This is a genomic window from Acidovorax sp. KPB24-03, from assembly GCF_057546605.1.
Genome location: NZ_BAAJYR010000001.1, coordinates 28,202 through 40,707, shown reverse-complemented (window position 1 = coordinate 40,707; position 12,506 = coordinate 28,202). Strand labels below are relative to the sequence as shown.

The 12,506-nt window shown below is 58.8% G+C and carries 14 protein-coding genes; 6 read left to right on the top strand and 8 right to left on the bottom strand.

All coding sequences use genetic code 11. The features are described from left to right. The 5 genes from AC27KI_RS00180 (at position 1) to AC27KI_RS00160 (ending at position 4,441) form a co-directional block, all read left to right on the top strand. The gene (locus AC27KI_RS00180; RefSeq protein ID WP_487112016.1) at positions 1 to 561 is read left to right on the top strand and encodes a hypothetical protein; all 561 of its coding nucleotides are present in this window, start codon (positions 1 to 3) and stop codon (positions 559 to 561) included. 10 nt (positions 562 to 571) lie between these two features. Then, positions 572 to 799 carry a hypothetical protein gene (locus AC27KI_RS00175; RefSeq protein ID WP_487112014.1) on the top strand — a complete coding sequence of 76 codons (228 nt, stop codon included), beginning with the start codon at positions 572 to 574 and terminating at the stop codon, positions 797 to 799. Positions 800 to 863: 64 nt separating this feature from the next. Next, positions 864 to 1,175, top strand: a complete 312-nt coding sequence (locus tag AC27KI_RS00170; protein WP_487112012.1) for a hypothetical protein — start codon at positions 864 to 866, stop codon at positions 1,173 to 1,175. Beyond that, entirely contained in the window at positions 1,172 to 2,335 is a 1,164-nt protein-coding gene (locus tag AC27KI_RS00165; protein ID WP_487112010.1) for a glycoside hydrolase family 19 protein, read from the top strand. Before AC27KI_RS00170 ends, AC27KI_RS00165 begins: the two co-directional genes overlap by 4 nt. Before the next feature lie 381 nt (positions 2,336 to 2,716). Beyond that, the gene (locus AC27KI_RS00160) at positions 2,717 to 4,441 is read left to right on the top strand and encodes a P-loop NTPase fold protein (protein WP_487112008.1); all 1,725 of its coding nucleotides are present in this window, start codon (positions 2,717 to 2,719) and stop codon (positions 4,439 to 4,441) included. A 69-nt stretch (positions 4,442 to 4,510) separates the two neighbouring features. Here AC27KI_RS00160 and AC27KI_RS00155 read toward each other — a convergent pair whose 3' ends face one another. From AC27KI_RS00155 to AC27KI_RS00120, 8 genes are all read right to left on the bottom strand, one after another. After that, the gene (locus AC27KI_RS00155; RefSeq protein WP_487112006.1) at positions 4,511 to 4,672 is read right to left on the bottom strand and encodes a DUF4113 domain-containing protein; all 162 of its coding nucleotides are present in this window, start codon (positions 4,670 to 4,672) and stop codon (positions 4,511 to 4,513) included. A gap of 627 nt (positions 4,673 to 5,299) precedes the next feature. Beyond that, positions 5,300 to 6,610 (bottom strand): citrate synthase, encoded by a 1,311-nt coding sequence (locus AC27KI_RS00150; protein ID WP_284399417.1) that lies wholly within the window; start codon positions 6,608 to 6,610, stop codon positions 5,300 to 5,302. Between the two features lie 19 nt (positions 6,611 to 6,629). Beyond that, positions 6,630 to 6,929, bottom strand: a complete 300-nt coding sequence (locus AC27KI_RS00145; protein WP_284403346.1) for a succinate dehydrogenase assembly factor 2 — start codon at positions 6,927 to 6,929, stop codon at positions 6,630 to 6,632. Positions 6,930 to 6,934: 5 nt separating this feature from the next. Further along, positions 6,935 to 7,636: a succinate dehydrogenase iron-sulfur subunit gene (locus AC27KI_RS00140; RefSeq protein WP_272548188.1), complete on the bottom strand. Its 702-nt coding sequence runs from the start codon at positions 7,634 to 7,636 to the stop codon at positions 6,935 to 6,937. Positions 7,637 to 7,663: 27 nt separating this feature from the next. Continuing rightward, positions 7,664 to 9,472 carry a succinate dehydrogenase flavoprotein subunit gene (gene sdhA / locus AC27KI_RS00135; protein ID WP_487112004.1) on the bottom strand — a complete coding sequence of 603 codons (1,809 nt, stop codon included), beginning with the start codon at positions 9,470 to 9,472 and terminating at the stop codon, positions 7,664 to 7,666. A gap of 31 nt (positions 9,473 to 9,503) precedes the next feature. Continuing rightward, positions 9,504 to 9,869, bottom strand: a complete 366-nt coding sequence (gene sdhD, locus AC27KI_RS00130; RefSeq protein ID WP_272564085.1) for a succinate dehydrogenase, hydrophobic membrane anchor protein — start codon at positions 9,867 to 9,869, stop codon at positions 9,504 to 9,506. Positions 9,870 to 9,915: 46 nt separating this feature from the next. Further along, positions 9,916 to 10,350: a succinate dehydrogenase, cytochrome b556 subunit gene (sdhC, locus tag AC27KI_RS00125; protein ID WP_284399427.1), complete on the bottom strand. Its 435-nt coding sequence runs from the start codon at positions 10,348 to 10,350 to the stop codon at positions 9,916 to 9,918. A 136-nt stretch (positions 10,351 to 10,486) separates the two neighbouring features. Further along, positions 10,487 to 11,278, bottom strand: a complete 792-nt coding sequence (locus AC27KI_RS00120; RefSeq protein ID WP_487112002.1) for a GntR family transcriptional regulator — start codon at positions 11,276 to 11,278, stop codon at positions 10,487 to 10,489. Positions 11,279 to 11,501: 223 nt separating this feature from the next. Here AC27KI_RS00120 and AC27KI_RS00115 point away from each other — a divergent pair, with 223 nt between their 5' ends. Further along, positions 11,502 to 12,488, top strand: a complete 987-nt coding sequence (locus tag AC27KI_RS00115) for a malate dehydrogenase (protein ID WP_284399433.1) — start codon at positions 11,502 to 11,504, stop codon at positions 12,486 to 12,488. Positions 12,489 to 12,506: the final 18 nt, after the last annotated feature.

Below are 12,506 nucleotides of genomic sequence, written 5' to 3'. Positions count from 1 at the left end.
ATGGCAACCGTAAAACACAGCGTCTTGAAAGGCGAGGGCGTCAAATATTCGCAGCGCGGCACTTTCTACACAGGGAGCAACGGCACTGGCCAATTCAACATCCCTTTGCCCGCCGCCGTCGAAGTTGCAAAAGCCAGTGTAAAGCTCAATGGGGTTATCGAAAGAATGCTCGACAACTCTTATCTACCAATGGGACGAATTGCGCTCAACGGCACCACCAATCTCCTGCTTGATAGGGCGGCGGTCGCCATCTCTTCGCAGTCCGGTTTGGCTGGTGCCTACGTCGCTTGGGAGGTGGTCGAATATGCGAACGTCACCGTGCTGCGTGGGATGGCTCAAGGGCAGCCAAGCATCAGCACAACGATCTCAAGCTCGATTCCTACTGTCGATCCAGCCCGGTGCCAAGTAAATGTTCTGGGCGTGACGGTTGAGTCGAGTGGCACTTACAGCGGTGGTGACTGCTCGATTATTCCAACACTGAATGCCAATTCGATTGTTTTCAATACTGGAGGCGGGGCGTCCACTGTGAAAATCAATTGGGAAATCGTCATCTTTAACTGAGGATCAGGCCATGCCACACTATATTCAGGTGAATGAGGAGAATGTGGTTATCAGTAATATCACAATCCCCGAAGGTATGGAATGGGATATTTCTCGCATTCCGGGTATGTTCCAAACCCGGAATTATGAAATCAACGCGGCAGGAAAGCGGCTGATTGGCTGGTCGGAGGATGATCCGATGCAGCCGCTTTTTGAGGATATCCAGTGGCGCGATGCGCCGCCGGAGGACGCCCCGTGATCCGCGCAATTCCCAATCCAGCCCAACCCGCTACAGCGGGTTTTTTTACGTCCGAAGGAAAGCCATGACCAAGACCAACACGGCCGGGAGCCTCATGAAATTCGATCCAACGATCAACACCGGCACGATCATCCAAACGCTGGTGTTTGTCATCAGCGTGGCCGTGGCATACGGAGCCTACCGCGAGGACCAGACCAAGCAGGACGGGCGGATCGCGCAGGTCGAAGTGCTGGCCGACAAGGACCGCGAGTCCACCAAGGATGCGCTCAAGGAGATCAAGGTCCAGGTGTCAGACCTCCAGAAGAGCAACCAGGAGATCAAGGAATCCCTGGCCATTCTTCGCGGGCGCGCCGCTGAACCCGGGAGTCGTAAATGACGCAACTCGTCACCTCCGCCGCCTTGCGCGCGGCTGGCGCCACACAGGCTCTGGCTAACAAGTGGGAGCCACACGTCAGCGCTGCCTGCAGTTTGTACGAGATCAACACGCCCGAGCGCGTGGCGGCGTTCTTGGCGCAAGTCGGGCACGAATCGGGCGGCTTCCGCTACACCTCAGAAATCTGGGGGCCGACTCCCGCCCAGCAGGACTACGAGGGGCGCCAGGATCTTGGCAATGTGCAACCGGGGGACGGGTCGCGCTTCCGCGGCCACGGGCTGATCCAGACCACCGGCCGCTACAACCACGCCCGGGTGCGCGACCTACTCCGTGCGCGTCTGGGCGATGAGGTGCCCGACTTTGAGGAGCGGCCGGAACTGCTGGCCACACCAGACTGGGCAGCAGTCAGCGCTGCTGATTACTGGAGCGACAAGGATCTGAACGCCCTGGCCGATGCGGGGCAATTCCAGGCGATCACCAGAAAGATCAACGGCGGATTGAACGGTCAGGCCGACCGCGTAGCTCGCTGGGAGCGTGTCAAACAAGTTCTAGGCGCAGAGCCGCCGCTTGCGCCTGTCGTTGATCTTTCCACCCACGCACAACCTCTTCTTTCACAGGAGCCCCCCATGACCCCATTCGTCGCCGCTGTGCTGCCATCCCTCATCGACTTGGTGCCCAAGCTGGGCAAGTTGTTTTCGAGCGGCTCTGAAACTTCGGAGCGCAACATCAAAGCCGCCGAGATCGTCGTGTCTGCCGCGAAGGAGGCGATTGGCGCCCGCAATGAGCAGGAGCTGATGGAAACTATCAAGGCCGACCCAGAAGCTGCCGCAGCGGCAAAGGCGGCAATCGAAGCGCAGTGGTTCCGGCTGGAAGAGGTTGGCGGGGGCATCACTGCAGCGCGTGAGGCCAATGCAGTCTATCTGCAGCCCAATGCGCCCGGTTTCTGGTTGAATCCCGCGTTCTGGGTAAGCGCCGGTTTCCTGCTGATGCCGCTATTAATCCTGCTGGACATGCTTTTCGTGCACCCCGACGTTTACAACGACACCCTGCGCATCCAGATCGTCACTGCCATCCTGGCGCTGCTAGGTGTGATTGGGGCCTACTGGCTGGGGACGAGCTTTTCCAGCCAGCGTAAGAGCGATTCGAAGATTGCCGGCGGGTGACACTTGACGACTTGTGTGATGTCTTCCCTTGCCGTGAAGTCAGCGCCCGCTGCCGGATCTACCGCTGACGATTCCGCCCGCTACGCCAGCGAGCGAGACACTGCCGCATGGATCGCGATCTGCCGCGCACGGTACGGCGAGGTAAGAATCAATTGAATGAGATTTTGACCATCGAGTATCGTCGGGGCCAAGTGCATACGTCTGCACTGGCGCACTGATTTAAAAGTAGACAGCGGAATTTTTAAGTGTTCGCTATGGTAGAGCAAATTGCTTGTAACAATCTTGGGGCGTGGCTGCCGGCGCGAGGCTTTTGCTTGAAAGTCTTTCTGATATTTCCTATTTTTCATAATATACACTGAAGAGGAGGGTGTTTTTGTGTCTATGAAAGAAACTCGTAGTAGGTTACAGCATCTACTCGAAATGAAAGACAGTAGAGTAATCGCGCTCTCGGGGAAGTGGGGGACGGGAAAAACTCATATGCTTGCCGAATTGAAGGCTTTAAACGTAGTGCCCGATCTTAAAGGTAGCCTGCAGATATCGATTTTTGGGTTAAGCACGATTGACGATTTACAGCTGCGATTCTTTGATCGCGTATTTACACGGGATGGGGGTGAGGCGGAGTTCTTGAAAATTTTCCGTAAGAGCACCGTGCATTTATTTAAAGCCATTACGGAAAAATTTAGAATTTCTAATTCTGCCCAAGCCATGGCTATATTGGCGTTGCCAAGGATGCTTAAGAGTAAACTCTTAATAATCGATGACATCGAGCGTAAGCATGATAAGCTTTCTATTGATGAAATTCTTGGATTTATTGATGAGTTTGTTAATCAGTATAATTGCAGGGTGCTTCTGGTGCTTAATTCGGACAAGCTGCACGACTCATCGCTATGGAATCAGTTTCGGGAAAAAGTTATTGACGATGAGATTCAGCTTAATACAACGCCAGAAGAGGCTTTTGCAATAGCGTGTCCAGATCCTTCGCAAGTAGGTGGGGAAATTATTAGGGAGGCCGCTATACTCTGTGACATTACTAATATACGAATTCTTCGAAAAATTATTCGAGTGGTTAACGGACTGGTGGTGGCGCGCGGAGTTTTAGCCGAGGGCGTTTTAAGGCGTACGATTCCTTCGATTGTGCTCCTGAGTGCAATTTATTATGGGGGTATAGATGGTGGCCCCTCAATGAACTGGGTACTCAAGTACAACGGAAGGGTTGCAGCGTTTTTGCGTCACTCGACAGATGAGGTTGAGGAATCTAGTGAGTCTTTGAAAGAGAGCCAGTGGATAGACTTGCTTATGAAGTTAAAAATTCATAGCTCAGATGATTTTGAATTGTTGGTGGCTGATTTTTTGAGTAAAGGTCTCATTGATAATTCAAAAGTCAAGTCAATAATCAATGCTTATGCAAGTGCAGATCTGTCATTGATTGCAGAGTATGAGTGCAATGTATTTTACAATTGGTGTCAGTGGAATCCTGAGGTTAAGGATGAGGAAGTAATCGAAAATGGGGAGGGTTTGGTTAAGCACGCTCCTTACATTAGTGCTTTTAACGTGACGACCATGGTCGAGCTTTTAGAGGAATATAACGGAGGAAGCCAGGTTGCACTAAAATTTATCAAAGAGTGGGGAGAGGCAAGAAGAAAATACATGGAGCGCCCGGATGCCAAGCCATACCATTTTGACATTGATACTTTTGTCGGTAGGAAAATTGATCCTAGGATAATTGAAATAATTAATGAATTGGAAACGCTCAATAAGCCGAAGAGAGATTTTATGGATGTGCTGTTTGATGTCGTGCGGGCCAGGAATTGGTCATCACCTGAGATCGCAGTAGTGCGTGATGTCTCTTTCGATAGGGTGTTTGAGGCTGTATCAAGTGAGTCCGGTGATAGATTAAAGTCTTTGTTTTCAATTGGCACAGATTTGTATAAACATCGGCATACATACGACCAATTCATTGGGAATTTTCCAATTCATTTTGTAAACGCATGTGCAAATTTTATTGAGCAGAAACCTGAATCAAGGCGCGCCGCGCTGATATTGAGTTGCTTTAAATCTGTGGGGTGTACAGTAGAACGTGTTGACTACACTCAACCGCAAGATTAAGGCTTTTAATCCTATGTCGATGTCTCAGATTGTCCTCGGCTGATTCGTCATTTCAGCGCTGAATTCCTTTCAAGCTCTTACTGCTGGTATCTCATTCCACCGTGTCGTGTAGCGTGGCGTTCGCCGTTCCTGCTTCATGCCCCACTCGCGGCTGCCACCGTCCAAGCCGGTAGCACCCACGTGCAGGGTGCCTTTCCCATACCGGCTGTTGATCGCATCAAGCGCGGTCATCAGTCGCGTTTTGTCTCGGCCGCTCTCGGCCTCTAGAATGAGTTCGTACTGATTGCGGGCTGCAGATCCAACAGCATCTGCCCCACAGACTCCCTTACTCGTGAAGCTTTTCTCCCACCCGCGTGGCGTATTCGCTCACGGGGCGCCGTCTGGAAGGCTGGGAACACGTCTGGGAACTACCCGGGGAACTTGATGGGAATACGTGTCGGTCCCCGGTGGTTGGGCTGCAGGGGGCAACCCGACATGGACCTACCGTAAACCCCTGCGAAAGTGGTTCGAGTCCAATCGCGCCTACCAACTAACCATTGGTAAAAGCCTTCCAAATCATCAATTTGGAAGGCTTTTTTTATTTCCGAAAGAACTTTCGGGCGTCCTGCCGCAAAGTGTCAGCGGGGCAGCGGGGATGCGGCTCTTGCAATTGGTCCCGGGTCTTCGAGGTCGCGCCTCGAATGGTTTGCTCCCGTGGTCTCGGATCGCTTGGATAAACCCCCGCAAAGCCGCCAGAAAAAGCCTTGGCGTGGATGCCAACAAAAAATGCCAGCCAGCGTTGGCTGACTGGCATTCGATGTTGCAGGCTTTGCCTTCCGGAGAAGAGGCCCATTCCAGGGCCCTCTCCAGAAATACCGCTCAGCGCTTGTCCAGCGGCTGCACGTCGCGGCGCTCCGCGCCCACGAACAGTTGGCGGGGGCGGCCGATCTTGTACTCGGGGTCGCCGATCATTTCGTTCAGCTGGGCAATCCAGCCCACGGTGCGGGCCAGCGCGAAGATGCCGGTGAACAGGTTCACCGGAATGCCGATCGCGCGTTGCACGATGCCGGAGTAGAAGTCCACGTTCGGGTAGAGCTTGCGCTGCACGAAGTAGTCATCTTCCAGGGCGATTTTTTCCAGTTCCTTGGCCAGGGCGAACAGCGGGTCCTTTTCGAGGCCCAGTTCGGCCAGCACTTCGTTGCAGGTTTCCTGCATGAGCTTGGCGCGCGGGTCGTAGTTCTTGTACACGCGGTGACCGAAGCCCATCAGCTTCACACCGGAGTTCTTGTCCTTGACCTGCTTGATGAACTCGCCGATCTTCTCCACGCCGCCCTGCGCCTGGATGTCGTGCAGCATGTTCAATGCGGCTTCGTTGGCGCCACCGTGGGCGGGGCCCCAGAGGCAGGCCACACCCGCGGCGATGGCGGCGAACGGGTTGGTGCCCGAGGAGCCGCACAGGCGCACCGTGGAAGTGGAGGCGTTCTGCTCGTGGTCGGCGTGCAGGATGAAGATGCGGTCCAGCGCGCGTTCGAGCACCGGATTGACCTTGTACTCTTCGCACGGCGTGCCGAACATCATGCGCAGGAAGTTGCCGGCATAGCTCAGGTCGTTCTGCGGGTACATGTAGGGCTGGCCCACGCCGTACTTGTATGCCATTGACACCAGCGTCGGCATCTTGGCGATCAGGCGGATGGCCGAGATCTCGCGGTGCTGCGGGTTGTTGATGTCCGTGCTGTCATGGTAGAAGGCCGAGAGCGCGCCCACCAGGCCCGTCAGCACGGCCATCGGGTGGGCGTCACGGCGGAAGCCACGCAGGAAGAACTGCATCTGCTCGTTGACCATCGTGTGCTTGGTCACGCTGTCGCTGAACTCCGTCTTCTGCGCGGGGTTGGGCAGTTCGCCCTTGAGCAGCAGGTAGCAGGTTTCCAGGAAGTCGCACTGCGTGGCAAGCTGCTCGATGGGGTAGCCGCGGTATAGCAGCTCGCCCTTGTCGCCGTCGATGTACGTGATCGAGGACTGGCATGCCGCAGTGGAAAGGAAACCGGGGTCGTAGGTGAACATGCCCGTCTGCGCGTACAGCTTGCGGATGTCGACCACGTCGGGGCCGATACTGCCTTGGTACACGGGAAGTTCCACGCTGGGGCTGCCGTTGCTGAACGATAGCGTTGCCTTGTTGTCTGCCAGTTTCATTTCCAGTTTCCTTCTGTTGTTAGCCCGCAAGCGGTGGAGGGGGTGCTGACGCTCTGCGGCGCAGCTGTTCAAGCACTTCCTTGACGTCCCTGGTATCGATCTCGCCCGTGGGTTCCTTGCGCCGCAGCAGCAGGTCCAGCAGGTCGTTGTCGGAAAGGTCCATCAAGGTCGTGAGACCTTGTGCCTGGCGCTGGGTCAGGCGCGAGCCGTAGGTGGCGAAGAACTGCTCGATGAACAGATCGTTCTCCACCAGGCCGCGGCGGCTGCGCCACTTCAGCTTGGCGGCCTCGCGTTCGTCGAGCAATTCGTCGTCGGCCATGGCGGTCAGATGGCGCGACGCACCATCAGTTCCTTGATCTTGCCGATGGCCTTGGTGGGGTTGAGACCCTTGGGGCACACGTCCACGCAGTTCATGATGGTGTGGCAGCGGAACAGGCGATAGGGGTCTTCGAGGTTGTCCAGACGGGCGCCCGTGGCCTCGTCGCGGCTGTCCGCAATGAAACGGTATGCCTGCAGCAGGCCGGCGGGGCCCACGAACTTGTCGGGGTTCCACCAGAAGCTGGGGCAGCTCGTCGAGCAGCTGGCGCACAGGATGCACTCGTACAGGCCGTTGAGCTCATCGCGCTCTTCCGGGCTCTGCAGGCGTTCCTTCTCGGGCGTGATGCCTTCGGTGATGAGGTACGGCTTGATCGAGTTGTACTGCTTGAAGAACTGCGTCATGTCCACGATCAGGTCGCGGATCACGGGCAGCCCGGGCAGTGGCTTGAGCACGATGGTGCCCTTGAGCGTGTTCATGTTGGTGAGGCACGCCAGGCCGTTCTTGCCGTTGATGTTCATCGCATCGGAACCGCAGACGCCTTCGCGGCACGAACGGCGGAACGAGATGGATGGGTCCTGCGCCTTGAGCTTCACCAGGGCGTCCAGCAGCATGCGCTCGTGGCCGTCGAGTTCGATCTCCACGGTCTGCATGTAGGGCTTGGCGTCCTTGTCCGGATCGTAGCGGTAGATTTGAAAGGTGCGCTTCATGGTGTTCTTTCTCGTGGGCTTGTAGGGTCAGAACGTACGGACCTTGGGAGGCACGCTGTCGACCGTCAAAGGCTTCAGGTTCACGGGCTTGTAGGTCAGGTTGTTGCCTGCGCTGTGCCACAAGGTGTGCTTCATCCACTCTTTGTCGTTGCGGCCCAGCGGGAATTCCGCGTGGTCGGCCGGATGCTCGTAGTCATACACGGTGTGGGCGCCGCGGCATTCCTTGCGGGCGGCGGCGGAGGTCATCGTGGCCTGGGCCACTTCGATGAGGTTGTCCACTTCCAGTGCTTCCATGCGCGCGGTGTTCCAGACCTTGGACTTGTCCTTGAGCGTGACGGAACCCACGCGCTCGCGGATGGCGTTGATCTTGACCACGCCTTCATCCATGCCTTCTTGCGTGCGGAACACGCCGGCGTGCTGCTGCATCGACGCGCGGATGTCGTTGGCGACGTCCTGGGCGTAGGTGCCTTCGTTCGAATCCTGCAGCTGGTTCAGGCGCGCCAGGGTGCGGTCGGCGGCGTCGGCCGGCAGGGGCTTGTGCTCGCCGCTGCCCTTGATCATGTCCACGATGTGGCGGCCTGCGGACTTGCCGAAGACCAGCAGGTCGAGCAGCGAGTTTGTGCCCAGGCGGTTGGCGCCGTGCACCGACACGCACGAGCATTCGCCCACGGCGTACAGGCCGTTGACGACCTGGTTGTGCAAGTCGCCGTTCTGGATCACGACCTGGCCGTTGATGTTGGTCGGAATGCCGCCCATCTGGTAGTGGATGGTGGGCACCACGGGGATCGGTTCCTTCGTGATGTCGACGTTGGCGAAGTTGACACCGATCTCATACACCGCGGGCAGACGCTTGTGGATCGTCTCGGCACCGAGGTGGTCGAGCTTGAGCAGCACGTAGTCCTTGTTGGGACCGCAGCCGCGGCCTTCCTTGATTTCCTGGTCCATGGAGCGCGAGACGAAGTCGCGCGGCGCCAGGTCCTTCAGCGTGGGTGCGTAGCGCTCCATGAAGCGTTCGCCGTTGCTGTTGAGCAAGATGGCGCCTTCGCCGCGGCAGCCTTCGGTCAGCAGCACGCCGGCACCGGCCACGCCGGTGGGGTGGAACTGCCAGAACTCCATGTCCTGCAGCGGGATGCCAGCGCGTGCCGCCATGCCCAGGCCGTCGCCGGTGTTGATGAACGCGTTGGTCGATGCCGCGAAGATGCGGCCCGCACCGCCGGTGGCCAGCAGCACGGCCTTGGCCTGCAGGGCATACAGCTCGCCGGTTTCGAGTTCCAGGGCGGTCACGCCGACCACGTCGCCAGCGGCGTCGCGGATCAGGTCGAGCGCCATCCACTCCACGAAGAAGTTGGTTTTGGCCTTGACGTTCTGCTGGTACAGCGTGTGCAGCATGGCGTGGCCCGTGCGGTCGGCCGCGGCGCAGGCGCGCTGCACCGGCTTTTCACCGTAATTGGCCGTGTGGCCACCGAAGGGGCGCTGGTAGATGGTGCCGTCGGGGTTGCGGTCGAACGGCATGCCGAAGTGTTCGAGCTCGTACACGACCTTGGGGGCTTCGCGGCACATGAACTCGATGGCATCCTGATCGCCCAGCCAGTCCGAGCCCTTGATAGTGTCGTAGAAGTGGTAGTGCCAGTTGTCCTCGCTCATGTTGCCGAGCGACGCGCTCACGCCGCCCTGCGCCGCCACGGTGTGCGAGCGGGTGGGGAATACTTTGGACAGCGAGGCCACGTTCAGGCCGGCGCGGGAGAGTTCGAGGGCGGCGCGCATGCCGGAGCCGCCGGCGCCGACGATGACGACATCGAACTTGCGCGTGGTGATGTTCGCTTTGGTGTAGCTCATTGTTATTTGCCTTCAGTCGCGGGGGATTGGATCAGAGACGCCAGAGGATCTGGATACCCCAGCCGGCGCAGCCGACGAGCCAGAAGATCGCGATGGCTTGCAGGGCGAGGCGCAAGCCCACGGGCTTCACGTAGTCCATCAGCACATCGCGCGTGCCCACCCAGACGTGCCAGGCGAGGGCCACGATGACGGAGAAGGTCAGCACCTTCATCCATTGCGCCGAGAAGATCGAGGCCCAGCGGTCGTAGCCGATGGGACCCTTGGTCAGCAGCACCTGGGCGAGCAGCACCACGGTGAAGAGCGCCATCAGGGCGGCGGTCACGCGCTGGCTCAGCCAGTCGCGCACTCCGTAGTGGGCACCGACGACGATGCGCTTGGAGCCGTAGTTCACGGACATAGAAGATCCTTTTTTTTTTGGGGTTCGTGGGATAAGCCGGCGCGACTCAGTACAGGCCGAACAGCTTGGCGCCGAGCACGACGGTGAGGGCGATGCTGATGACGAGGGTGGCGGTGGCGGATTTGCTGCCGAAATCCTTGTTCACCGCGTCATGGCTCACGTCCATCCACAGGTGGCGCAGGCCGGCAGTGAAGTGATGCAGGTACGACCAGATGAGGGCCAGCACGACGAGCTTGAGGAACCAGCCCGGCACGAAGCCCAGGCCCACCGTGAAGGCGGCCTTGAATTTGCCGAAGGAGATTTCAGAGGACACCGAGGTGTCGAACATCCACAGGATGAAGGGGAGCAGCACCAGCATGATCACGCCGCTGACGCGGTGCAGGATCGACACCCATCCTGCGGCAGGAAGGCGGTAGGTGGGCAGGTCCGTGAGGGCATTGATGTTGCGGAATTCAGGCCGCTTTTTGGCGATCTCGGTCATGGCGGTGCTTTCGTGGATGTAACTGCTTTGTAATTTCGCGCGAACGAAACAACCCAAAATTCTATTGCAATGCAACAACCGCAGTGTTTCGGTACGGCGTAATTTCACCGCGCGGTATCGGCATGGTCGGGCAGTCTCAGCTCAGTTCGTTGTGGTAGTGGTGCGTATCGGTGCGATACAGGCCCTTGCGTAACTCCATAGGAACTTCGTTGTAGGTGTAGGCAATGCGCTCCACGCTAAGCAGCGGCGTACCGGGTGCCACCTGCAGCAGCCGCGCCTGCTCGTCATCGGGCTGTACCGCCCGCAGCTTCTCGTCGGCGCGCACCATTCTGACGCCGAAATCGATTTCGAACATGGCGTAGGTGGGGCCCTGGTAGCTGGACATCTGCTCGGCGGTCAGCCCCTTGAAGGCCTGCCCGGGCAGCCAGATGTCTTCCAGGATGCTGGGAACGTCGCCGAACGACAGGATGCGCCGGGCATGCACCACGGCGTCGCCGCTGCGCAGCGCCAGAGCGCGAGCGATCTCGGCGCTGGCACGGATGCGGCGGCATTCGATGATGTGGCGCTGGGCCGGCCCCTCGACCCGGGCGTCGCCCGAGTCGGGCATGAGCTTGAGGAACCGGTATTGCACGTGCCGCTCGGCATGCGTGGCGACGAAGGTGCCCTTGCCCTGGCGGCGAACGACGAGGTTCTCCGCCGCCAGCTCATCGATGGCCTTGCGCGCCGTGCCCTGGCTCACGCGGAAGCGGGCGGCCAGTTCCATCTCGCTCGGGATCGATTCGCCCGGCTTCCATTCGCCATGCTGCAGGCTGTGCAGGATGAGTCCCTTGATCTGCTGGTACAGCGGGCTGAAGGCCGGCGTGGGTGCGCCCGCGCTTCCTGCGGGGAGCGCAGGGCTGTCGGAGGCGGCAACCGGAAGGGTGGACATGGCGGCGGATCGAGGGGCGGCTGGCGCGCGGGGCAAAGGTGGGGTGTTTTCGCGCGTCGGCGAGGCCGGATCATATCTTATATAAGACATAAGACAAATTGACCGGATCCGGATTTCAGCGGTACACTCGGGAGCTGTTCTGCAGGGCACGGGCTGCTTGGTTTGACTGGCGCTGGTGCATCGACTGCACCGACACCCGTTTTTCCACTTTCTGGAGTTTTTCATGAGCAAGAAGCCCGTCCGCGTTGCTGTTACCGGCGCCGCCGGTCAAATCGGTTACGCCCTGCTGTTCCGCATTGCCTCCGGCGAAATGCTGGGCAAGGACCAGCCCGTCATCCTGCAATTGCTCGAAGTGCCCGTCGAAGGCCCGCAAAAGGCGCTCAAGGGCGTGATGATGGAACTCGACGACTGCGCCTTCCCGCTGCTGGTCGGCATGGAAGCCCACAGCGACCCCATGACGGCATTCAAGGACGCGGACTACGCCCTGCTGGTGGGCTCGCGCCCCCGCGGTCCGGGCATGGAGCGTGCCGAACTGCTGGCTGTCAACGGCGCCATCTTCACTGCCCAGGGCAAGGCGCTGAACGCCGTGGCCAGCCGCAACGTGAAGGTGCTGGTCGTGGGCAACCCTGCCAACACCAACGCCTACATCGCCATGAAGAGCGCGCCGGACCTGCCGCGCAAGAACTTCACCGCCATGCTGCGCCTGGACCACAACCGTGCTGCCAGCCAGATCGCCGCCAAGACCGGCAAGCCCGTGGCCGCCATCGAAAAGCTGGCCGTGTGGGGCAACCACTCGCCCACGATGTATGCCGACTACCGCTTCGCCACCATCGATGGCGAAAGCGTCGCCAAGACGATCAACGACCAGGAATGGAACGCCAACACGTTCCTGCCCACGGTGGGCAAGCGCGGTGCCGCCATCATCGAGGCGCGCGGTTCCTCCTCGGCCGCTTCGGCAGCCAACGCCGCCATTGACCACATGCGTGACTGGGCCCTGGGCACCAATGGCAAGTGGGTCACCATGGGTGTTCCTTCGGATGGCCAATACGGCATTCCGAAGGATGTGATGTTCGGTTTCCCTGTCACCTGCGAAAACGGCGAGTACAAGGTCGTCGAAGGCCTGGAAATCGACGCTTTCAGCCAGGAACGCATCGACAAGACGCTGGCCGAGCTGCAAGGCGAGCAAGACGGCGTGAAGCACCTGCTGTAATTTTTTCGGGTTCCGTTT